This window comes from Fibrella aestuarina BUZ 2 (genome assembly GCF_000331105.1).
GTDB classification, from domain to species: domain Bacteria; phylum Bacteroidota; class Bacteroidia; order Cytophagales; family Spirosomataceae; genus Fibrella; species Fibrella aestuarina.
Window position 1 is genome coordinate 4,516,065 of sequence record NC_020054.1, and the last position, 20,905, is coordinate 4,536,969.

32 protein-coding genes are annotated in these 20,905 nt (G+C 56.0%); 9 read left to right on the forward strand and 23 right to left on the reverse strand.

Translation table 11 applies throughout. The annotated features are described in order from the left end of the window. Positions 1–21: 21 nt before the first annotated feature. The 21 genes from FAES_RS18485 to FAES_RS30765 all read right to left on the reverse strand — a co-directional run bounded on the left by FAES_RS18485 (position 22) and on the right by FAES_RS30765 (position 11,141). Entirely contained in the window at positions 22–255 is a 234-nt protein-coding gene (locus FAES_RS18485) for a hypothetical protein (RefSeq protein ID WP_015332753.1), read from the reverse strand. Between the two features lie 7 nt (positions 256–262). Then, a complete protein-coding gene (locus FAES_RS18490; protein ID WP_015332754.1) occupies positions 263–787 on the reverse strand; it encodes a hypothetical protein in 525 nt (174 codons plus the stop codon). A gap of 1 nt (position 788) precedes the next feature. Next, positions 789–1,262: a hypothetical protein gene (locus FAES_RS18495; protein WP_015332755.1), complete on the reverse strand. Its 474-nt coding sequence runs from the start codon at positions 1,260–1,262 to the stop codon at positions 789–791. Between the two features lie 76 nt (positions 1,263–1,338). Further along, positions 1,339–2,292: a hypothetical protein gene (locus tag FAES_RS18500; RefSeq protein WP_015332756.1), complete on the reverse strand. Its 954-nt coding sequence runs from the start codon at positions 2,290–2,292 to the stop codon at positions 1,339–1,341. 3 nt (positions 2,293–2,295) lie between these two features. Further along, a complete protein-coding gene (locus FAES_RS29140) occupies positions 2,296–3,546 on the reverse strand; it encodes a S49 family peptidase (RefSeq protein ID WP_015332757.1) in 1,251 nt (416 codons plus the stop codon). Continuing rightward, positions 3,539–3,994, reverse strand: coding sequence for a hypothetical protein (locus FAES_RS18510; protein ID WP_015332758.1), 456 nt, complete (start codon positions 3,992–3,994; stop codon positions 3,539–3,541). Before FAES_RS18510 ends, FAES_RS29140 begins: the two co-directional genes overlap by 8 nt. A gap of 44 nt (positions 3,995–4,038) precedes the next feature. Beyond that, complete coding sequence (locus FAES_RS18515) at positions 4,039–4,560, reverse strand: hypothetical protein (RefSeq protein WP_015332759.1); 522 nt, start codon at positions 4,558–4,560, stop codon at positions 4,039–4,041. A gap of 287 nt (positions 4,561–4,847) precedes the next feature. Then, positions 4,848–5,249, reverse strand: coding sequence for a hypothetical protein (locus tag FAES_RS18520; protein ID WP_148289398.1), 402 nt, complete (start codon positions 5,247–5,249; stop codon positions 4,848–4,850). A gap of 34 nt (positions 5,250–5,283) precedes the next feature. Continuing rightward, positions 5,284–5,727: a helix-turn-helix domain-containing protein gene (locus FAES_RS29145; protein ID WP_051054210.1), complete on the reverse strand. Its 444-nt coding sequence runs from the start codon at positions 5,725–5,727 to the stop codon at positions 5,284–5,286. Between the two features lie 6 nt (positions 5,728–5,733). Then, positions 5,734–6,123: a hypothetical protein gene (locus tag FAES_RS18530; protein ID WP_041258095.1), complete on the reverse strand. Its 390-nt coding sequence runs from the start codon at positions 6,121–6,123 to the stop codon at positions 5,734–5,736. A gap of 106 nt (positions 6,124–6,229) precedes the next feature. Beyond that, positions 6,230–6,511 carry a C2H2-type zinc finger protein gene (locus tag FAES_RS29645; RefSeq protein WP_158408792.1) on the reverse strand — a complete coding sequence of 94 codons (282 nt, stop codon included), beginning with the start codon at positions 6,509–6,511 and terminating at the stop codon, positions 6,230–6,232. Beyond that, on the reverse strand, positions 6,504–6,836 hold the full coding sequence (locus FAES_RS30135) for a hypothetical protein (protein ID WP_015332760.1): 333 nt from the start codon (positions 6,834–6,836) through the stop codon (positions 6,504–6,506). Before FAES_RS30135 ends, FAES_RS29645 begins: the two co-directional genes overlap by 8 nt. 2 nt (positions 6,837–6,838) lie before the next feature. Next, a complete protein-coding gene (locus FAES_RS18540) occupies positions 6,839–7,168 on the reverse strand; it encodes a hypothetical protein (protein ID WP_015332761.1) in 330 nt (109 codons plus the stop codon). Between the two features lie 207 nt (positions 7,169–7,375). Then, positions 7,376–7,729: a hypothetical protein gene (locus FAES_RS18545; protein ID WP_015332762.1), complete on the reverse strand. Its 354-nt coding sequence runs from the start codon at positions 7,727–7,729 to the stop codon at positions 7,376–7,378. After that, entirely contained in the window at positions 7,719–8,669 is a 951-nt protein-coding gene (locus FAES_RS18550) for a hypothetical protein (protein ID WP_015332763.1), read from the reverse strand. The genes FAES_RS18545 and FAES_RS18550 overlap by 11 nt, the downstream gene beginning before the upstream one ends. After that, positions 8,662–8,958 (reverse strand): hypothetical protein, encoded by a 297-nt coding sequence (locus FAES_RS18555; protein WP_015332764.1) that lies wholly within the window; start codon positions 8,956–8,958, stop codon positions 8,662–8,664. Before FAES_RS18555 ends, FAES_RS18550 begins: the two co-directional genes overlap by 8 nt. Before the next feature lie 4 nt (positions 8,959–8,962). Next, complete coding sequence (locus tag FAES_RS18560) at positions 8,963–9,154, reverse strand: hypothetical protein (protein ID WP_015332765.1); 192 nt, start codon at positions 9,152–9,154, stop codon at positions 8,963–8,965. A gap of 74 nt (positions 9,155–9,228) precedes the next feature. Then, entirely contained in the window at positions 9,229–9,516 is a 288-nt protein-coding gene (locus FAES_RS18565; protein WP_148289399.1) for a hypothetical protein, read from the reverse strand. Between the two features lie 50 nt (positions 9,517–9,566). Continuing rightward, a complete protein-coding gene (locus FAES_RS18570; RefSeq protein ID WP_015332767.1) occupies positions 9,567–10,223 on the reverse strand; it encodes a hypothetical protein in 657 nt (218 codons plus the stop codon). 559 nt (positions 10,224–10,782) lie between these two features. Beyond that, positions 10,783–11,022, reverse strand: coding sequence for a hypothetical protein (locus tag FAES_RS18575; protein WP_015332768.1), 240 nt, complete (start codon positions 11,020–11,022; stop codon positions 10,783–10,785). Next, positions 11,019–11,141, reverse strand: coding sequence for a hypothetical protein (locus FAES_RS30765; RefSeq protein ID WP_262493796.1), 123 nt, complete (start codon positions 11,139–11,141; stop codon positions 11,019–11,021). Before FAES_RS30765 ends, FAES_RS18575 begins: the two co-directional genes overlap by 4 nt. A gap of 167 nt (positions 11,142–11,308) precedes the next feature. Between FAES_RS30765 and FAES_RS18580 the strand changes: the two genes are divergently transcribed. From FAES_RS18580 to FAES_RS18595, 4 genes are all read left to right on the forward strand, one after another. Next, complete coding sequence (locus FAES_RS18580) at positions 11,309–11,815, forward strand: helix-turn-helix domain-containing protein (protein ID WP_015332769.1); 507 nt, start codon at positions 11,309–11,311, stop codon at positions 11,813–11,815. A gap of 457 nt (positions 11,816–12,272) precedes the next feature. Continuing rightward, positions 12,273–12,950 carry a glycosyltransferase family 9 protein gene (locus FAES_RS18585; RefSeq protein WP_015332770.1) on the forward strand — a complete coding sequence of 226 codons (678 nt, stop codon included), beginning with the start codon at positions 12,273–12,275 and terminating at the stop codon, positions 12,948–12,950. 171 nt (positions 12,951–13,121) lie between these two features. Further along, entirely contained in the window at positions 13,122–14,075 is a 954-nt protein-coding gene (locus FAES_RS18590) for a glycosyltransferase (RefSeq protein ID WP_041258099.1), read from the forward strand. A 194-nt stretch (positions 14,076–14,269) separates the two neighbouring features. Further along, the gene (locus FAES_RS18595) at positions 14,270–15,100 is read left to right on the forward strand and encodes a YciE/YciF ferroxidase family protein (protein WP_015332772.1); all 831 of its coding nucleotides are present in this window, start codon (positions 14,270–14,272) and stop codon (positions 15,098–15,100) included. An 88-nt stretch (positions 15,101–15,188) separates the two neighbouring features. On the opposite strand, the gene FAES_RS18600 is transcribed toward FAES_RS18595, so the two are convergent. Further along, entirely contained in the window at positions 15,189–15,698 is a 510-nt protein-coding gene (locus FAES_RS18600; protein WP_015332773.1) for a DUF4385 domain-containing protein, read from the reverse strand. 165 nt (positions 15,699–15,863) lie between these two features. Here FAES_RS18600 and FAES_RS18605 point away from each other — a divergent pair, with 165 nt between their 5' ends. Genes FAES_RS18605 through FAES_RS30645 form a run of 5 tightly spaced genes read left to right on the forward strand, consistent with a single transcriptional unit; the run spans position 15,864 to position 19,755 of the window. After that, entirely contained in the window at positions 15,864–17,042 is a 1,179-nt protein-coding gene (locus FAES_RS18605) for a parallel beta-helix domain-containing protein (RefSeq protein ID WP_015332774.1), read from the forward strand. A gap of 14 nt (positions 17,043–17,056) precedes the next feature. Continuing rightward, the gene (locus FAES_RS18610) at positions 17,057–17,671 is read left to right on the forward strand and encodes a DUF3267 domain-containing protein (RefSeq protein WP_015332775.1); all 615 of its coding nucleotides are present in this window, start codon (positions 17,057–17,059) and stop codon (positions 17,669–17,671) included. A gap of 20 nt (positions 17,672–17,691) precedes the next feature. Continuing rightward, entirely contained in the window at positions 17,692–18,684 is a 993-nt protein-coding gene (locus FAES_RS18615) for a hypothetical protein (RefSeq protein ID WP_015332776.1), read from the forward strand. Positions 18,685–18,694: 10 nt separating this feature from the next. Further along, positions 18,695–19,513 (forward strand): hypothetical protein, encoded by an 819-nt coding sequence (locus FAES_RS18620; RefSeq protein WP_015332777.1) that lies wholly within the window; start codon positions 18,695–18,697, stop codon positions 19,511–19,513. Further along, positions 19,429–19,755: a c-type cytochrome domain-containing protein gene (locus FAES_RS30645; RefSeq protein WP_229364501.1), complete on the forward strand. Its 327-nt coding sequence runs from the start codon at positions 19,429–19,431 to the stop codon at positions 19,753–19,755. The genes FAES_RS18620 and FAES_RS30645 overlap by 85 nt, the downstream gene beginning before the upstream one ends. A gap of 85 nt (positions 19,756–19,840) precedes the next feature. On the opposite strand, the gene FAES_RS18625 is transcribed toward FAES_RS30645, so the two are convergent. Then, positions 19,841–20,791 carry a homoserine kinase gene (locus FAES_RS18625; protein ID WP_015332778.1) on the reverse strand — a complete coding sequence of 317 codons (951 nt, stop codon included), beginning with the start codon at positions 20,789–20,791 and terminating at the stop codon, positions 19,841–19,843. Positions 20,792–20,905 lie beyond the last annotated feature (114 nt).

Here is a 20,905-nt window from a genome sequence, read left to right on the forward strand (position 1 = left end):
TCGATCCGGTTTGTTCTGGTTTTACACTTTGCGAATGTGGGGCCACTCGATACCGAGCAGGTAGTCGACCTGCTCGGGGCTGAGCTCGTTCACGTTAAACGAGCGCGCGGCGGCTGGCACGTAGTGCTCACCTGGAAGCAAATCGATCAGCTCGTAGCCCGACGTGGCGGATGGGGTCACCTCTGCCACTGGTTCATTCACATTGGGGGCGGTAGCTTCTGGCTCCCCGCCCCCCTCCTGCCGCGTTGCTCTCATCGGTCGGTTATGGCGTCACCCCTTTCATGGGGATCGTTGATGCTTTATACTTGATTTTGTTGGCGCAGAAGCACTCGAAATCGAACATGCTCGTGCGACCGTCGCCTGAGTTCTTGCCCGTATCGTAGCTGGGGAAGATACTCATCTGGAACTCCTTGTCGCCGATCTGATACAGATCCGTCGTGCCCGGCAGCGGCACCAGGGCCACCCAGCGGGTGTTGCCGCAGTTGTTGGCGAAGTTGTCGATCTCGTCGGCCTCGCCCGGATGATGGAACTTGCCCGTGGCCTTGAAGGAAACCCGGTCTTTGCCGCCCATCTTCTCAAACTTCAGCTCGCCGGTGTCCTGAATGACGTACAACTCGATGAAGCCTTCACCGTTGCCGAATACGTGCGGCGTGGTGATGTTGTAGCTGTTGGCGGCGGGCTCCTGAAGCGTGGTGATCTTGTCGAAGTCAGCCAGCAGGATCTTCTGCGCCGTGCCGCCCATCCGCTTACGCGGAGCGGGAAACTTGATGCTTTGATAGTCTGCCATCTTACGCCTGCTCTTTGATTTTGATAAACCCTACACCCGCTTTGACCAGCTCTTTTTGCAGGGCTTTGTTTGCGACCAGATCAGCCACCTCATACGAGGTTTTTTTCCAGGTAAACTGGCGACAGTCGACCGTGTAAACGGTTTTGTCCAGCACAAACGAGGGCAGCGCATCCGGCGTTGCCCGGAGCCGCTTGATCTCCAGATCCTGATTGGCGATGGTTTCGCCCTGCTCGTCGACCAGTTGGAGTACCTCACTCAACTGCTGTTCCTTCTTGTCAGCCAGTTGAAGCGCCTCACCCAGCTGCTTACTTAGCTGTTCGATTTTCGTCTGCTGATCAGCGCTCTGCTGATTGACGGTGGCCAGTTGTCCCTCCAGGGTGGCCAGCTGTGCCGTTAAAGCGGCTTGCGCCTCGGCGTTGGGTTGCTCAGACGGCACCTTGTCCGTCTGAGCAACCGGGGTTGCGGTGTTTCCCATGAATTAGGTTCGGTCAATATCTTTCAGCTATGCCCAACGAAGGGCTGCGCATGGCTGAGCGGATGTTTTCCGTGAATTAGTTTTGATCACTCCGGAAGCACAGGTAAGGCAGCAAATAGCCGACGCCACGGTAGAAGTCAGTCAGCATGTTCACTTCGCGACCGGCTACCTGCATGTCGAAAATTTGCTGATTCTGGGTCTTCTTCCGCAGACTGATGCAGTTCTCTTTAGGCGAGCACCACAGGCGATTCGACGTACCCATCGATGCATAGCCCTTCACCAGCAGGTTCGTTTTCGGAACCCGCAGGGTGTTGACGCTAACATCCGTGTTAGGCCGCAGTCCGTAGACATCATCCAGACCGCGCGCAAACCGGCGTTCGTTCTCTTCCGAGCAGACGATTGTCATCGCCTTTTTCCAGTAGTCTTTGCGGATCATGTCGGCAAAGTCCTGGAAATACAGTACCACGTCGGCGTCACTGGTGGTGGGGATCGCGCCCATCGTCAGCACCGGCATGTTACCCGCTGTCGTTTCGGTGTTCTGGATGGTCAGGTAGCCATTCATCGACTTACCGGCATCACTAACCACGCCGCTCGTGGGCTCGACGCGCACACCTTTACCGATTTCGAGCAGTTCGAGGTCTTCGTCGATTTGCGGAATAACCTTTTGTTCCAGCAGCCAGCGAATCAGTGGCCAGGTTTCGGGGTTTACGTCGTCGCTGGCCAAAAAGCCCAGCCAGGTACTTTCCAGATCGTGCGGCGTCACTTTCGTATCCACCTTGAGGTGGTGCATGGCCACGCCGCGCGGCTTGAAGCCCAGCGGATCGATCGGCGTAAACTTGCTCTGATACGCCTGCACCAGTCGACCGTAGGTTGACTCGGCGGCCTGATAGACCGTTTCATCGGTTACGATGATGGTAAACAGCTCTTCAGACTCCAGTTTCCGACGCGCCATTTGCAGCAGTCGGGTGGCATTTTGCCCTTGTCTGAGGTAGTAGGCCCCGTAGGCCGCAATGATTTCCGTTAAGGTCATCGGTTATTGTTTGTTAAGCCAGTTTAAGGTTGCGAGTTGTGCCTGGTGGGGTAGCGCGTTGAGCTCCTGCTGAGGCGTCAACTCACCCGATGTGTCACTGACGGGCGCCGGATCGGCGGCCGACTGTGGGTTGGTGGGCTGCTGGCCGGGTTGCTGACCCAGCCGGGTCACCTCGGCCTGGAGCGTTTCTGCCCGGCCGTTGGCCTCACCCAGTTGGGTGGTGAGCGCCGCCACCTGACCGGTTAAAGCCGCCGCATCGGCCGCCTGTTGGGCGCTCAGGCAAACTATGTTGTAACCCTGGGCGTTGAGTTGCTCGGTCAGGGTGGCCGCCTGCTCGGGGGTCACCTGATCCGCTGCCACACCCGCCAGGGCGTTGAGCGCCGCAATGCGCACAAATCCTAAAGCATTCATGGAATTGGTTTTTGACGTAGTTATTGTGTTGGGTTGGCTGCGCACGCGGGCAATGGCATCCTCGATGGGACCAATGGCATCGATCAGGCCCAGTTCCAGGGCCTCAGTCGCCTGATAAATTGCCCCTTTAAACGGGTCTTTGCCTTTGACGGCAACCAGTGCTTCGCTCCGGCATTCTTTGACGAATTCGATAAAGCCGGCCGCGATCTGGGTCACGTAAGCCTTCAGCAGGGAGAAATCGCCGGCTTCGGCCGCGCGGGCCTCCTGGTTCTTTTCGGTGCTCTGCTCAGCGTAGATGTCGACCTGCTCAATCCCCATCTTTTTGAGGTAGCCTTTGATCGACTGCCAGGGCAGGTACGTGCCGATCGAGCCGACTAGATCCGTGGGCCGGCTGGCCACGATCCCACCCGAGCAGGCGCAGGCCAGCATGTAATGGGCTGAGGCGGCCATGCCGTAGTCGATCCAGGCGGTTACCGGCAGGGGGTAGTTACGCAGGAAGTTAGCGAATTTCTCGCCGGCATTGGCATTGCCACCGGGGCCGTTGAGCTTCAGCACCACCGACGTAACGTTGGCGTCGAGCGCGATCCGGCGCATCTGTTCCATCGTGTAGGCGATGGACCAATCCGCGTAGATCGGTCCGGAGAAGGTCACAATGGCGGTGCTGTTGGGATGTTCCGCAGCCGGGTAATAGCCATACTGGTACTCGTATACGACGGGAATTTCCGGTACGTCGACCACCAGCGGGCCGGCCAGCACGGCCGCCAGCAAGGCAGCGCCGGCGGCTTCCTCGATGAGCCAGGGCGTCGAGGCAATCAGGGCGAGATCCAGGCTGCGCTTATTCATAATCACAGCCTTTGGTTAGGGTGCCTGACAGCGACAGCGCGTAGCCGCGTTTATCCGCGACAGAGTCACCTGTTTGCTGCTCGTAAACGAATTTGAGGCCTTCGGTGGCGGTGCCAACCAGACGGGTAAGGCGGGCGTTATCCCGAAAACGCACCACGTGCGGGCCCAGCACTTTCAGCAATTCGATCGCTTTGGCTTTGGCGGGGGTGTCGCCGGGCGAAAAACCCTTGATGTCGATCGTGTGCAGATCGCCGTTGTCGGCTTCGGTTACCGTATCGAGGTAACTCATGGTTTCCTCGGTGCAGTAAATGCGCGACCAGCTGTAGCCGTCGCGGGGGGTAATTGAGCTGGAGCCGGGAGTTGCCGGGGCAATGCCATCGACCGGAAGCAGTTCCAGCCAATTACCACCGCCAGGGTTATAGCCTCCTATTCGTATGATGTCGCTCATAGGGCAAAACTGCCCAATGCAAACGACGCCCTATAGGAGGGCAGTTAGTTAGGTGAGGTGACGGGCTCCAGGGGCCGGTGCAGCCGGTGGGTGCGGTAGTAGCGCGTGGCTGTGTCGAGGGATAATTCCTCGTCGGTAATGCCGTAGCGGTTCAGAAACGCGGCTACGGACCGGTCGATGCGCTCCCCGTAGGAAACGCGCAGATCCACCTCGGTCACCATCTGGCGCAGGTAGCTGAGGCGCACGAATTCATTGAAGGCGTAAATCTTGGCTGGCGTCAGGTGATGACCGAAGCCGTACCGGCTTTTGGCTTCCGATACGGCTACTGTCAGGCGGGCCGAGAGCCGTTTGAAGCCTTTGGGCTCGGCGGCGTCCTGATAGCGGTAGCGGTCGAGCTGGCCGTTCAGGAACACGCTGTAGGGGTTGAACGTCTGGTTACCGCCCCGGATGATAAACGGCTTGACGGTGTAGTGATGGGCCAGAAACTTGAGCACCAAGGGCTCAACTGCAATCTCAAACTGTACGCGCGATGACGTTGTCGGGGTGGTGCCGTTCGGAAAAGACATACCCAAACCTATTTCATATATAGGTTGACTCATAGGAGGGCAATTAGTCTGAATCTAGCTGATTACTACTTAATGGCAAATTGAGTAGCAGCAAAAGGCATTCAATATACTTAATATTTATGCTTTTTCTTACATATGACCTAGTTATAAATAACAAATCCCGGACCAATTCTTAGGAGTCCGGGATATAGGCAATTTGATGGGTACTAAGAAGTTTGTCTTGAGATTTAAACGCACCCTCGTCAGTCTCACTTAGATGGCGACTTTACTTGTAGTTGAATGAACTCTTAAACTCTGTAGGCATCGCTTACTAGTGGCAAAATCATGCTCCTGGCAGGTGAGTTCGATAACTTTTCAAGTAATATACCCCGGACCGTTGCAAGAACATTGTTGGATAGGAACTCTAAGAAATCTGGATCCGGTTCGGCTTGCCCCCCCTCTACTTCTTTTGTAACCAACTCAATATTGTCATGTTTAATCACGGTCATATTGACGTAGTGAACAGCTATGATTTTTTCTCCAGGTTCATCAGGGTCATCAATAAGGAAAGTGATCTCGGTTTTGGTCAATATTCTTTTATACTCTATCTCCGCTTTGAAATTTTGTTCAATCTCAGCCGAGAAGACCAGTCCTTTATTTTTCCGAATATACATTCCTATATCACGCAAGGTGAATTCAACGTCATGCACTTGGGCGAACGAAAAAAGGAACCTCTCTTGCTGACTAGATGTAGACCGACTCATCTGATGTTATTTTGGCTGTAACCTTTGCACTAAACTTTGAAGACCTACTAGCTCTGTCGGAAATATCACATAAATCCCACCCTTCTACGCCATCGATTACTACGGGCGCATACACATCGTGCATATAAAGCGTACGATTACTAATAGCTTGACTATCCTCTCGAATAACTTGGCGAACGTCCTTCCAGTATATGAAGGGCACTTTACCCACCTTGAGTGAGAGATCAATTAGTTTGCTGATTTTGTGGTCAAAGTCACCATTTAATACCTGTGATATATAGCCTTTGGAGAACCCTAGTTCATTAGCTAGTTGCGTACGATTTAGGCCACGAGCATCCATGTACTCTTGAATTTGATTGTACAGGTCTATTTGAATCTTGCTTTGCAAATAGCCTGGGCTTACTATAAGGTCTGACCGTTTCATGAATGTTTACGAATTGAGGTTGAGGTACTCTTCTATTTCTTTGAGCAAGGATTCAAGTCGGCGTATATCCGCTGGTTGCCGGTTCTTAAAGCCTCCGAGGACAATAACCTTGCCATCGGGACCTTGAAATCCGTATAGCCGCAAGTCAGACCGCTTACACTCGAACACCTTTAAACTGGTTTTTTTGAGGTTAAACGGATGGTACTTTTCTTTCGGTAGCCGAACACCACTAACAGCCATTTCTAAAACTGCCAAGATACCTTGATAGTGTCGAGCATACTGGTCACCTGTCTCCTGCTCGAATAAGTCAAGTTGCTTAACTCCGTCAATCACAAGCTGAAATACCTGCTCTCTTCCAGTGATGAACTCTATCTTCTCAAACGCAAATCTAGGCATAAGAGTTTAGCTGCAACTAAACACCAAAATATTTTCTGGTACGACTAGCGGTGAGATGCACAGTCAAGCAGCCTTGTAAATATACAAGGCTTTGCCGCTTATGTACCTAATGGGATGGTTTATGTACGCGTTTATGTCCGAACAGGGCCATTTGAGTAGGAAACGATTTACCACATTGGTCACAGACGTGGGCCACTGCGGGTGACTCATGGGCTACAGGCTGAGCCGGTACTACTACCGTCAGCACGTCGGTAACGCACAGGCGCAGGGCACGGCAGTCGGCCGCTATTTCAGTCAGGATCGTATAACCGACGTAGCGGTTATCGAGTCCCGCCCGGAGAGTGGCCAAGTTTTTGGCGAGCCGTTGCTGGCGGGCGGGATCAGGCATACGCGGGGAGTGATCTGAGCAGGGAACGGCAATCGAAGCGGACGCGCACGTTGTCGGTGTCATTGTAGAAATAGATTAGATCCAGGCCTCGGAGATCACCGGCTTCGTGGGCCAGAAACAGGCCCATGACGTAACCGCTAAGCACTTCTGCCGACACGTCATAGGCTAGTGTTGCCTGGGGCGTCAGAGCTCCCAGTGCCACCAAACTAACCCCGCATTTCAGCAGGCCCAGGCTACCATGCTCAGGATCTTCAATCAGGTCGGTAATACACACCTCAACAATACCAGGTGTATCGGTGGTCAGTTGGGCTAGTGGTGTAGGCATGGCTACTTGAGAAGTTGGTCGAGTTGAGAGAGCACCCGCTGCTGGGGCTCGGTGATGGTATGGCCTTGCAACGACTTGTGAAGCAGGCGTACATAAAAGATCGAGAGCCGCAACGTGTAGCGTTTGTCGTGGCGGCGCTTTCGCCAGGCCTCCGTGCGCGAGTAAGTGAAGAGCCGACCGTACAGATCGGCCAGCAGCATATAATCCATCGGCATGTGCTTCGGTGCAGGATAACCGTTGAGCATAACCGAGGCGAAGTGCTGGCAGTACTGCCCCAGCGCCGCGTACTCGTCCGGGTATAAGTTAAGGGTGACGGGGAACAGGGTAACCATCGATTTGTGTACGTTTTACGCAAAAACCAGAAACGGAATATTATTCGGCGAACCAATGGTTAAAACCCAGTTGCGGCAGCCCGATCGGGGCGATATCTACGCCGGCCGGACCCGATCGGGCCACCCTACGGCAGCTGTCGACCAAATTTTATTCTAAATTGGCAACAGACGCCCCAACAGGTTTAGTATTCATTGTTGCGACGCGATTCAACCGGGTAAGTTGGTTTGGCTGGCAGTCCCATAAAATGCGCGTTCCATCATGGCCACCAGTTCCTCCTGATCCATAATCTGTTTGGCCATCGCCTGATCGGCCGCTGCAATGAATTCGCGCGCGGCCGCCTCGTCTGTGTCAGCCACGTGCTGTTTTGCAATTTCGGCGGTTGCATCCTCGGCCAGTATCGCCGACACCTTATACAATACACTGGGCTCAACCCAGGTGTGCAGGTGAATGACATGGCGCTGCTGCTCGTCTTCGCCTTCAAATTCCCGGAAGACGAGCAAGCTGCGGCCGTCTACCTCAATGATTTTGTAATCCATCTCTAAGGGGGTTTTAGTCTTCATGGCTGTGTTTCTCGTTAGACGCTGACTGCTCAGCCGGATTGTCAACGATCGGCCACCCGTTGCGGTAAGCCCGCCACTGGGCTTCATCGCGCGATTGCTCAATGGCCTCTTCGTTTAAAAAATCGTTCGTGTCCCGGATGTAATCAGGATCTTTCGAGCAGGTCACGCACACCATACCAAAACCTTTTTCAAGGCGTGGGTCCTGGGTTGTCAACTGCTGGCCAACGTCGCGCGGGTCGAACGTTTGTTTGCACCAGTCGCATCTCCAGATCGGATTATACGGTTCACCGATAGTTGCCGTTTGGGGGATTTGTTCCAGCGTAATCCTCATCAGCGTGCGCTTATCTTTTCCTCGAATGATCAGACCTGGCACGTCATGGGTCAGGCTGTAGGTAATCGTGCCGGCACGAGGCCCAGATTCACCGTCGCGGTCGACGGCTTCGCGGTAATCGTCTTCGAGGGTTTCGGCGAGCGTGTCCAGATCCCGATTGTCGGGTTCAGTCAAACAGTCCAGCGCGCGCTGCACGGCGACGTCTTCCCACCAGGTCAGATACAGGCCGGGCGTCGTGCGGGCAATGAAGTTGGGCACCCGCTCGACCGATCGCACAAACACCTCGCGGCCCTGATCAAAGGTGAATCGCTCGGTGATGAGCTGCCGGGCCTGGGCTTCGTCGACGGCACGCACTGAATTTTCGAAGCGGCGCGGATTTTCGCCGGCCTGACGCGGCCCGCCCCTATCCCACTCAACCCACCAGCGGGGGGCCAGCCAGGGCCGTTCCACGTCGGTCAGTTTACTGGAGCAGGCCGTGCAGATCGGCCCCTCTTTAGTCCGGTTTTCCCTATCCCAGGCGCAGGGGCCATATTCTTCATGCATACAGGCCATGCTATCATGGCAGCCACAGACGCGGCAGGTTTCGACAATGGGGGTTGTTCTAGTCATCGACCAAGGAGAGTTGGGTGCCCTCGATCGGGCCGTGATACTGTTGGATCTGTTGGTCGACGTGCTCACCCAGTCGGGTGACCTGGGTGAGCACGTCCGCTAGGTCAGCCGTGGCCAGCTGCGCAGTAAGCCGCTCGATGATCTTGCGATAGGCCCAGTCGTAGGCCGTGCCGATAACCTCACCGCAGTGGTAGCGCACCACCAGCAGGCTCAGCAGCCGGATCAGAGAATCGGGTTCCGCCTGTGTTATGTAGCACGTGGCAGACTCGTAATACGCAGGACTGGCCATAGCATCAGCAGCCCACGGGGGCCGTTTTGAGGTGACGATACAGACGTTGCATCAACTGGGTGCTGCGGTTTGCTCGCTTGGGGCGATTCTCCAGGCGGTGCCGGAGGCGGGCGCGATGTACCTTGCCTAATTGTTGCAGCAGCAGAAACCGCTCAGAGGGTTGGGGCGTATTGGCCCCGATCGTTACATTTGCCATCGGTTATTTGAGAAGTTTTAGTTGCCCCGGCCGGTGTTCCAGCACCCACCGGGGCCTTTTGTTTTTATTGGGATTTATTCGGTATAGTCGACTAGCAGAACTGTAGCTGCTATATTGGCACCGGTGCGGCGGGTTGTCAGGGAGTGGACTGACAGACTAAATTCGTCGTTCATCCGCGCGGCATTCGTTAGCAACGTCAGATCGACGGACGGACCAACGAGTGTGAGCTGCCGGCAGTGAATAATCGATTCCCGTTCAGGCTGCACCGGCAGCACGCGCACGTCGGGCTGGGTGCGTTTGATTTCGTTTTTCAGATCGACGTAGACTTTGTCATCGAGAGTTTTCACCTCTTCAGTTTGCATATAGGGGAGTTGGTTATGGCCCATCGGGCCGGTTGGTTTGGTTCGAATCCCTACGCGCGGGGCGAGCGGTTTTTGATCCTGGGCAGCATTTTCTGGTAGTAGGCCGTTACCCGGCCGCGTTCTTCTCCCCGTTCAAGCAGCCCATTGATGTAATCCATTAGGGAGTCCTCACTTTTGAAGTGCTTCGTTTCGTCGTACTTATCGGTCGGGTGATACGCCGGCCGATCCGGAATGATCTGTTTGCCTACTGGGGGCTGCGTGGGTACCTGGGGGAAAAGATCCGTGCCATACACCACCACCGGCGGCACGTAAAAAGCATCGAGCCAGTTTTTCAGCCACGTTTCCCCGATGCAGCACGCTTCCATTTCGTAGCGGGTGGCGTGCAGCGTAAAGAGCTTGATGCTGTCGCGGTTGTCGTTGGAGAAATTCCGGTAGAAAACCACCATCTGGTTAGGCACGATGTACTTGCTGGTGCGGTTGAGCCGCGTGATAATGTCCGTCAGCAGCTGGCGTTTATCGGCTTTTTCGGCCGCGCCTACCGGCTTGGAATTACCGTACAGATTGTGCTTGCCAGGTCGGTATACAATCCAGGAATACGTTGAGCCCTGCCGCTCGAATTGAGCGAATCGTTGATGAATAGGTACAGGGGGGGCATTGTCGGGTAGCGCCTGCGCGGCAACTTGCCCGATATTTTGGGTCTGAGCCATTGAAAATTTAAGGGAATGATTCGCTGTGAATCGATTTGAGACTCGTAGGGTCAATACAGCGTGCGAACAGGTCGGGAGTCGTCGCGTCTTTTTTCGCGCAACTGGGGCCACAGTACCCTTGTACCTGTAACAATAGTACTTAACGGACTTAGGGACTTTTCTTTTAACCCGGAGGTATACACTAAGCCGCTTACAGTACAGTGAAGCACCGTTCCGAAAAACCGGCCAAAACAGCCGGGGTAATAGATTCCTGATTTATCGCCAAAACGTGAAAATTTTGGCGGTATAGCGGTGCCGGTGCGGGCATAAGGAATACGTCTGCTGCTGTGGCCACAGCAGGCAGGCACCAGGGGTTATATGGTCAGATCGACTAGGGGGAGCGGTTGTGTTGACGCATAGCGCAGGCCGTCAGGCGGTTAGGTTAGTGTTGATAAAGTCACTCGGTAACGGCTGTCACTATACGTCGATAGCTCGCCTAGTGGAAACTCGGGATTCGAACCACGTTAGTCAGCCGTTCAGGCTGACCGGCCCCCGGTGGGCCATTGTCTCCGGGTATGGGTTAAGAATAGAGTGTGATGGGGATGTGGGCTAGTTGATCAGCCAGATACTCCCTCCGGGCGAGCAGGCGCTTGCCTTCATTGACCAGATCTTCCAGAACCTTCCGGTGCAGCCATTGCTGCCACCAAGACTGTTGCTCGAACTCGACGCATTTGTGATAGTTGCTAACACCCTCGGCACATACCTGCTGGTAACGGCGCAGCAGGTCGATGGCCTCAGGGTTGATGCGGTGCAGGTTCATGAGTGGCGGCGGGGATCACGCGTTTTATCGTGCTTCATCTGAATTAGCACGGCTAATACCAGCGCCAACGCGGCGGCCAGGCAGGCGATGACAGTGAGGGAAAGGTCAGACTCGTTCATACATCGAAGGAGGGTCTACCGTTGACACAGAAAGGGCGCGGATGATCGAACGCGCTGCCTATGTTCATACGTTAAGTTCGCTGCAAACATAGTATTCAAATTTTGATACCTCCAAATTATAGGTGCACAAATTTGAATAAATATTTTTTTTCACTTTTCTTTGGGGTATGGAAACGGCAGTAGAAGTATCAACCTTAGCCACCCGTGTTAAGGAGCTGCGCAGGCTTCTAGGTAAGTCAGCGGAAACGTTTGCCGACGAAACAGGCATTGGGCTCGGTGCGCTTCGCCATATAGAGCAGGGGCGAACGCTGAATCCTGGTATTAATGTGGTCGAACAGGTCTGCACGAGGTACGGCGTTAGTGAAAAATGGCTCATACGTAATATGGGGCCGGTTTTCGATGCGCCGGACAAGATGGAGGCTCAGCTGAGTGAAACGCTGTCTAAACTGAATCAGGCTTACCAACAGCTCGACCAGGTGCAGGCAGAGGTCGCCGGTAAAGAGACCATAATTCAGGGACTACTGGCCTTGAGTGGGGCAAAGCCAACTAGACCAACCCAGACAAAGCAGCGTTTGGGAAAGGGTAACGATGTAGTTCATAGTCCATTGCAGCGCGGCCGTTTTGGACCTAATTTTTCACAACTAGGCCACGTTGGGGGCTACATCGCACGTTAATGGACTGAAAATCAGTAGGGGTTCGAATCCCAGCCGGATCACCCGAAAAGCCGATAGCCTTGCTGTCGGCTTTTTTTATTGGCTTTAGCGCACTCTGGGCCAGTCATCTGACGGCCCCGGCAACGTACCTAGCTTTACGTAGGCATAATCAGTACCTCCTCTCTGACAAGTCGCTCACCACCTGCGCATTGTCTTTAATTTACACATCACCCTTCTGCACGGCATGCCTGCCGGACCGACACAGCACCCGCACGGTAGGATAAGTACGGAAAACATTTTGCGCGCTGAGCGTGATAATCTTCGCGACGTGTTGCCAACGATACGCTACTAACAGGCGTTGACGGCGTCTGCCTGTCGACCTTCTTTACCGACGCAATCGGTGCCGTTTACCAGTCGTTTTTGCCGCCGGGTACAGCCCCGCCCATAGCGGCGAATACCACAAAACCCAACTCAACCTATGACCGACTGGACACCTAACCCGGACGTGCTGCTGGCCCACAGCCACGATACGGACCGCTACTTGGCTTTACTCGAAACAGCAGGTAGCCAACGGCCCGCTGGCGCCCGTCTGTCGCTTTGCCTATCCGAAGCCGACCGCCACATGGCCCACTGGCTCCTGGCCCTGCATCGCATTGACCTTACCTTGCCCTGGCTCGTGTTGCACCCGGGTGTCAGCGACGAGAAAAGTGGCTATTCGGCCAGGTACGTTGCCGAAGCTGCCCAAACCCTGATTCGGGAACACGGCTACCAGCTTATCCTGACCGGATCAGCCGCCGAACGCTCCTTTGCCGACGCTGTCGCCCAGCACCTGACAGGCCGGGTCGTCAACCTGACGGGTCAGTTGGCGCTGGGCCCGCTAACCGCCCTGCTCGCCGAAGCGCCCCTATTGCTGACCAGCAACCGGGGCCCGGTGCATATGGCGGCGGCGTTGCAAACACCAGTCGTGGTGATGGCCGTCGATGCCACTACGGTACCGACGCCCTTACCACAACCTTTGCCGGTGGCCACTGACGTACCCAGTTCTTCCCACACCCGGCATACCGTGCGGCAGTCGCTCCCACCGGGGGTTCCGCTCCAACGGCTTGTTGATGCCGTGCTGGCGCTGGTTACCAGCCAGAAGTCAGTCGTCTGTTAACCCTTCTCGACGAACGGATGCCTGTCGATCTACTGATCAATCCAACTCAATCCCCGCAGTAACACAGCAGTCCATAACCGGAGAATAGCCATCAAAGTCGCCCGTGTGCCTCAGAAGGCCCCGGCCACGCTGGCTATGGATGCGTGTCTGCGGATAACCACAACAACGCTTATGACGCCTCAGCTTTCCATCGTTATTCCCACCTACAAGCGACCCGGCCTGCTCCGTGCTTGCTTAGCCGCCCTGGCCGAACAGACGGTCTCTCTGATGACCTTTGAAGTGATCGTTGTCGACGACGGCAATGACCCACCCACCGCTCTGGCCGCGCGGCAGATGGCCCAGCAAACTGGCCTGACGGTGCGCTACCTGGCCCAGCCTGAACGGCGTGGCCCAGCAGCGGCCCGGAACCGGGGCTGGCGGGTAGCACTAGCCCCCCTGGTCGCCTTTACCGACGACGATTGTCTGCCGGAACGTACCTGGCTGGCCACAGCGTTGGCCCAGTTCGAGCAGGGCGCGCAGGTGCTGACGGGCCAACTCGTCATGCCGACTACCGCTCACCGAGCCACCCGGCCCGAAACGCCTACCTCGATCACGGCCAATCTGTTCTGCCGCCGCAACGTACTGGAGTTTGTCGGCGGGTTCGACGAAGCCTTCGATAGTGTCTGGCGGGAAGACCGCGAGTTGCAGTTCAAAATCATCCGGGCAGGTATCGGTATCAGCCCTTGCCCCGAAGCGGTAGTGATTCATTCAACGCCACCCGGCCCCTGGTATGCCCCCCTGCGCGACGAACGCCGGAACCGGTACGATGCACTGCTCTACAAACGTCACCCGCAGCTCTTCCGCGAACATATTCCCCTTCAGACGGGACGAGTTCGGCGGTATTATTTCTCCATCATCGCCCTGATGGGTGGCGCCATAGGTGGACTACTCGGGCAGCCGCAGGTAGCGCTGATCGGGCTAGCCGTTTGGAGTGCGCTCACCATTCTGCTATTTGTTGAACGGCTACCTGCTCAACCCACCCCCGTTACGTTGGGGCAGGCATTACTCACCAGCGTAGCCACGCCCTTCCTATCGGTCTACTGGCGACTACATGGGGCCGTCACCTATCGCGCCTGGTATCTGTAATGCCCACAAGCCTGTAGTCGACTTGGTCAAAAGTGGGGTGTGGCCAGCCTGATCGAGCAATATTCTACTATTTCTGTAGAATTAATTGCTCACTATTTTTTCACCGTAAAAGCTAACTCGCAGAGGATCAGCGACTGGTACAATGCTTGCAGCATAGACAGTGTAATCAACAAGTAAAAAACCCAACTTACGTTATGGCAACGATTGGCAAACAAATCGCTGATTTTTTCTCAGGTGGTTCAACAACCGACAATGACGAAGGTCTCAAAGGCTTATTCGTGAACGAACTGCGGGGCATGTATTATGCCGAGCAGGCACTTGTCGACAACATGCCAAACATGGCTGATGCGGCCACCACCGATCAGGTACGTATGGCCTTCCAGCAACATCTGGAAGAAACCCGCAACCAGGTAACCCGCCTCGAACGAATCTTCGATAGCATCGGTGTCGAAGCCGACAGCAAAACCTGCAATGCCATCGATGGCCTCGCCGACGACGGCGATGAAGCCATCAGCACCACCGAAACGGGTTCACTGACCCGCGACGCCGCCCTGATTATCGCCGGGCAGAAAGTGGAGCACCACGAAATTGCCGCCTACGGCTCGTTGCACGCACTGGCTCAGTTGCTGGGTTACACTGAAGCCGCGCAACTGATTGAACAGTCGCTGCAGGAAGAAAAGGCTACCGATAAAAAGCTGACTCAACTGGCCGAATCGTTTGTCAACGAACGGGCAAAATCGGAAGGCCGGGGCGATGAAGCAGCCTATTCAAGCCCGAATCGCCGGAATTACTACGATGATGACGATGACCTCAATCAGGGTAACCTGGTGGGCAGCGACGCCAGCTACCGCAATCAGTCGGGTGCTGGTTACCAAAGCGGCTCGCAGTCGGGCAGCGGCTCAATCTACAGCGGCGGTAGCTCAACCATGGGCGGCCCCTCGACGGTAGGTGGTGGCTCAACCAACAGCGGCTCAGGCTATTCGTCGGGTCAGGACGTGACGGCCGGCGGACCGCTGGGCGTATAAAGTAAGTAAGCCTAACTTTTCAGGAGTCTTCCTTGGCAACGGCGCTCTCATTGAGGGTGCCGTTGCCGTTTATAGCGACCGGCGGATACTAGCCGTATTTCTCCTGCCAGGCTTTGCGCAATTGCTTGTAGTCGGGGTCTTCGCGCGCTTTCAGGTAGACGCCATAAAAAATCCGGGCCGATTCCGCCTTGACCGGGTCTTCGACGCGCGGTAGCTGCTCACGACCGTGGGCACCCGACTGCCCTTTTTTGTCGGCGGGGACGGGCCCGTCGTACTTCTGGCCGGAGGCGTGGTTGGCATAGCGCCGCGAACGCGTATAGCCCATCTGCAAAAACTTCCGGGCCATATCCATACCCACAAAATCGCCCTGCGCTTTGTAATCGAGAAACAGCTGGTAGATTTTCTCCGACGACTCGCGGGCGATCTCGGGCGTTTTGAACCGCCAATGGGGTAAAATCTCGTCTTTGTAGGGCCGCACGAGTAGCACACCCATTTCGCCTTTACCCACGCGGTATAGCTCGGGCTGCTGCCGCAAATCAAGGTTGCGGTAATCGAGGTCGTAGTTGAATTGCCGGTCAGCTTTAGCGTTGGTGGCCATGAGTCAGAGGCTATTGGTGGTTCATCAATTAACCCGCGAAGCGCGGTGTTGCTGTTAAAGCTTATCCAACGCCAGCCTGACTTGCCGGATGTTGCGATCAGTGGCTGTACATCGCCCACTTTTTCGGCAGATTGTGTACCTTTCTTATCAGCAACTGCCTAAACCATGAACCGCCTTTTTACCCTCTTCCTGTACCTGCTCGCGCTGCCGCTCCTGGCCCAGCCCGACGTGCAGAAAAAGCTGCAAACCGACCTGATTCTGGCCGATGACGGCGCGACCATCGACCTGCCCGCCGGTACGTTCGCGCTGGTGAGCAGCCTGTCGTTGCAGGATAAAAAGAACATCACCATCCGGGGGGCGGGCGCGGGCAATACCGTGCTGTCGTTCAAGGGCCAAACCGAAGGCGCCGAGGGGCTGCGCGTGAGCAACGGCCGCAACATCGTGATCGAAAACCTGACCATTCAGGACTCCAAAGGTGATTGCATCAAGACGATGAACGTCGACGGGATCACCTTCCGCAATGTGCGCGTGGAATGGACCGGCGAACCCAAAGAGACCAACGGCTCGTATGGCCTCTACCCCGTGCAGTGCCAGAACGTAACCATCGAGAGCTGCACCGCCGTGGGGGCGTCCGATGCGGGGATCTACGTGGGGCAGTCAAAGCAGATTGTGGTCAAAAACTGCGTGGCCTGGCATAACGTGGCGGGCATCGAAATTGAAAACTCCATCGGAGCCGACGTCTACGAAAACCACGCCTACGAGAACACGGGCGGTATCTTGGTGTTCGACCTGCCCGATCTGGTGCAGAAACGGGGTGGTCAGGTACGTGTCTTTAACAACCGGATCGAGAATAACAACCTCGACAATTTCGCGCCGAAGGGCAACATCGTGGCGCGGGTGCCCGCCGGTACGGGTGTGCTCGTGCTGGCCACCAGTCAGGTCGAGATTTTCAGGAATCAGATCCACAACAACAAGTCGCTCGGGACGGGAATCATCAGTTATTTCATGACCGAAGAACCCATCCGGGATTCGCTCTACTACCCCTACCCCACCCAGATTTCGATTCACGACAACACATATAGCCGCCCGGCCGTGTATCCCACACGCAAGGGACGCATGGGCCTGATGTTCCGGTTCAAACTCCGCTTCGGCAAGAACGTACCTGACATTCTGTGGGATGGCGTCACCGACGACAAAGCGACACGTACCCAGCCGCCGCTCTGCCTGGCCAACAACGCCAACGCCCAGTTTGCCAACATCGACGCCGCCAACAACTTCAAAGCCATCCGCCGCGACGATACGCCCTACCGCTGTACGCTGCCCGCCCTGGAAGCCGTCCGCTGACCCACACCCTCGCCATGAACGTCTCGCCCGACGCGCTGCCCGACCTGGGGTATACCCTCGACACCGAACTCCCGCACGACCAGCTCGTACCCTTCGTGCAGACCTATTGCCGGAAACGCAACCCGTATACGATTTTTTATTGGGCGTTCAACCTAGCCCTCATTCTTCTTTTTCTGATCCTATTATTCCGCCAGCCCCGCGCCGCGCTGTCGACCAGCCTCAGCCAGGCGGCATTGGGCATGGCCCTCTTTCTGCTTGTGCTTCTTCCGGTCCACGAATGGCTGCATGGACTGGCGTATAAACACTTCGGTGCCAGCCGGGTAACGTTTGTGGCGCAGTGGCGGCAATTGGTTTTTTACTGCCTCGCTGACCGCTTCGTCGCCAACTCGGCCGAACTGCTGGTTGTCGCGCTGACGCCCTTCGTCGTGATCAATACGCTGCTGATTGCCGGTATGGCGCTGGCAACGCCGCCGCTGTTCTGGGCCTTGTTTAGTGCGCTGATACTGCACACGGGCGGTTGCTTCGGCGATGTCGGCATGGTTAGCTATTTTTATACAAACCGGCACCGAAACCCCTGCACTTACGACGACGCCCAGCAACACAAATCGTTCTTCTTCGTGCGTGCCTGAACCTGTCAATTGCCTTCACCATGAAATTCTGTCCAGGCGGCCCTGTTAAGCGGCTCTCACGTCTCGTTTGTCTTGTCCTCTGGCTGGGGGTGACAGGCACACGGGCTCAGGTAACCCTCCACACCCAGGACTTGCCCCGCTTCTATCAGGCCTTCGACAGCGTTTTGACCACGTCGGATACCTTACGCCAAACGGCCTTCATCCAGCAACTATACGTCGACAAAGCAAGCGTTGGCCTGAAACAGTTTATGGCCTTGCGGGGCGGCAACACCGCCGCCTGGCGGGCCATAATGGTCACGCAACAGGCCATCCTACGCGAAAAGCGACCGTTGATTCTGTCAGTTCAGCAACAGGAAGACCTTATCCGGCAAAAACTAAAGGTGTTTAAAAGCCTGTATCCTTCCTTTCGCGAAGGTGACGTGTATTTCTGCGTGGGTATCAACAATTCCGGGGGCACCATCGACGACAGGACGGTCTACATCGGCACCGAAGTTGCCGCCCACAATAGCCCGACCTGGGCGCTACCGCTCGTATTGCACGAGTATGTACATACGCAACAATGGATGCATCGCAACAAAAGCCGCATCCTAAAAAGCGACAGCCTGGTCAACCAGTACCTCTCTACGCATAAAAGCGTTCTGGGCAGGTGTCTCGAAGAAGGTATGGCCGATTTTGTCTCGGAACTGGTGTATGGCAAGCGACTCGATCAGGTCAATCCGGATGGCTACACGGCCTTCGGTCTCAACCATGAAAAAGCCGTTTGGGAAGCTTTCAAAACGGACATGTTTGCTGATTTCAAGCACGAAATGGGCTGGCTTTATGCTAAAAAGGAGATTGACGGACAGCCGATGAACGATCTCGGCTATTTTGTTGGTCACCAGATCTGTAAAGCTTATTATGACAAGGCACGCAACAAAAAGCAGGCGTTGAACTACATGATTGGGCTGGACCTGACCGACGAAAACGCCCGGCGCTTCCTGGCCGAGTCGGGCTACGATGGCCCCAAACGTTAACTGATCGACTATGAAACCAATCCTCCTTCTCTGGCTGCTCGGTAGTATTGGCTTTGGCTTACAGTCATTCAGCGGGGAGCAGGCAATCCCCCAACACCTGTCGGAATGGGGCTTTTTTGCGGGAAACCTGGCCGATCAGCAGCCCGCCGATGGCGTGGTGCCTTACCGGCTCAACACGCCGCTGTTTTCAGATTACGCCGAAAAGCTGCGGTTTGTGAAGCTGCCCGCCGGGACAACGGCCCGCTACGATGCCCGCGAGGTGATGGACTTTCCGGTGGGGACTACGCTCATCAAGACGTTTTACTTCCCCGCTGATTTCCGGGATGCTACTAAAGGCCGACGGCTGATGGAAACACGCCTGCTGATCCGCAACGAGTCGGGTTGGAAGGCGCTGGAATACGTCTGGAACGATGCCCAAACCGACGCCGTGCTGGAAGTGGCGGGCGACCGCAAGACGGTCAGGTACGTCGATGCGGCCGGACGTACCCACGAGCAGACCTACGTGATGCCCAACCTGAATCAGTGCAAAAGCTGCCATAACCGCAACGAGGTGCTGATGCCCATCGGCCCCACCGCGCGCCAGCTCAACGGCCCACTCGACTACGGCACCGGCCCGGAAAACCAGCTCACACACTGGCAGAAAACCGGTCTCCTTACCAACCCCGCCTCAGCAGGGCAGGCTCCCCTGATCGACCCCGCCGTTGCCCCCGCGCCCCCGTCTGGAACGACCCCGCCACCGGTACGTTGGCCGAGCGGGCGCGTATCTACCTCGACATCAACTGCGCGCACTGCCACCGCCCCGACGGCCCCGCCAACACCAGCGGCCTGAACCTGACGATCCATGAACAAAACCCGACGGCCTGGGGCTTACGCAAAACACCCGTCGCCGCCGGACGTGGCTCGGGCGGGCATCAGTACGACATCGTAGCAGGCAAGCCCAACGAATCGATTTTACTCTACCGGATGGCCTCGACCGACCCCGGCGTGATGATGCCCGAAGTCGCCCGCAAAGTGACGCACCAGGAAGGCGTTGCGCTGATCCGGGAATGGATTGAGAAGATGAATGAATGATGAGTAATGTACAATGTATAATGAATGATGTATGATGGGGCTGACGCGAGAGAAGGGTGCTGCACCGGCAGACCGGTCAGCCCCATCATACATCATTCATTATACATTCAATCACCCTCGGCCCGACGGTGTTGATGCCTGAGACATACACCTCGCCGGTAATGCCGACCGACAGGAAGGCCTGCTGCATGGCGGAGCCCACGGCCTGCGCCGTTTCCAGATCGCGGCTGAGAGCAAACATAGACGGGCCGGAACCCGAAATGCTGCAACCCAGCGCGCCATTGTCGAGCGCGGCCTGTTTAACTTCGTTGAATTCGGGAATGAGAATCGACCGGACCGGCTCGATAATGACGTCGACCATCGAGCGGCCAATGAGGTCGTAATCGGGTTTGGTGAGGCCCGCAATCAGGCCCGCCACGTTGCCCATCTGGGTAATGGCATTCTTCAGCGACACCTCGTTTTTGAGGATATACCGGGCGTCTTTCGTGTTTACCTCCACGTCGGGGTGAACGATGGTGGCAAACAAGCTAGCGGGCGTGTCGATCCGGATCACGTCGAGGGGCGAGTAACTCCGTACCACCACAAAGCCACCCAGCAATGACGGCCCCACGTTGTCGGCATGAGCCGAACCGCAGGCTACGCGCTCGCCTTCCATCGCAAAGGGGAGCAGTTCCAGCGTCGTCAGGGGGCGGCCCAAGAGTTCGTTGGCGGCAAAAACGCCCGCTACCGCGCTGGCGGCACTCGACCCCAGCCCGCTACCCAGCGGCATATGCTTGGTCAGGATCATCTCGAACCCGACATCGGTACGGCCAATTTTCTGAAGGAATACCTGAATGGCAATGCCAGCCGTGTTGCGGGCAGCCTCGCGCGGCAACCGCCCCTGATCACCGATAATGTCGATGATGCGGACACCGGGCTGATCGACTAGCTTAAGCCATACCTCATCGCCGGGCTGATCGACGGCAAATCCGAATATATCAAAGCCACAGGCCACATTGGCCACCGTAGCGGGCGCAAATACACGTATTTCGTTCACGGAGCAAATATAGGTTAAGGTTTAGCGATTAAAAGTTAGGGTTTCAAGTTGGCTGTTGCACACGTACAAGCGCGACAGCCAACTTGAAACCCTAAACGTTAAACGCCAAACTTC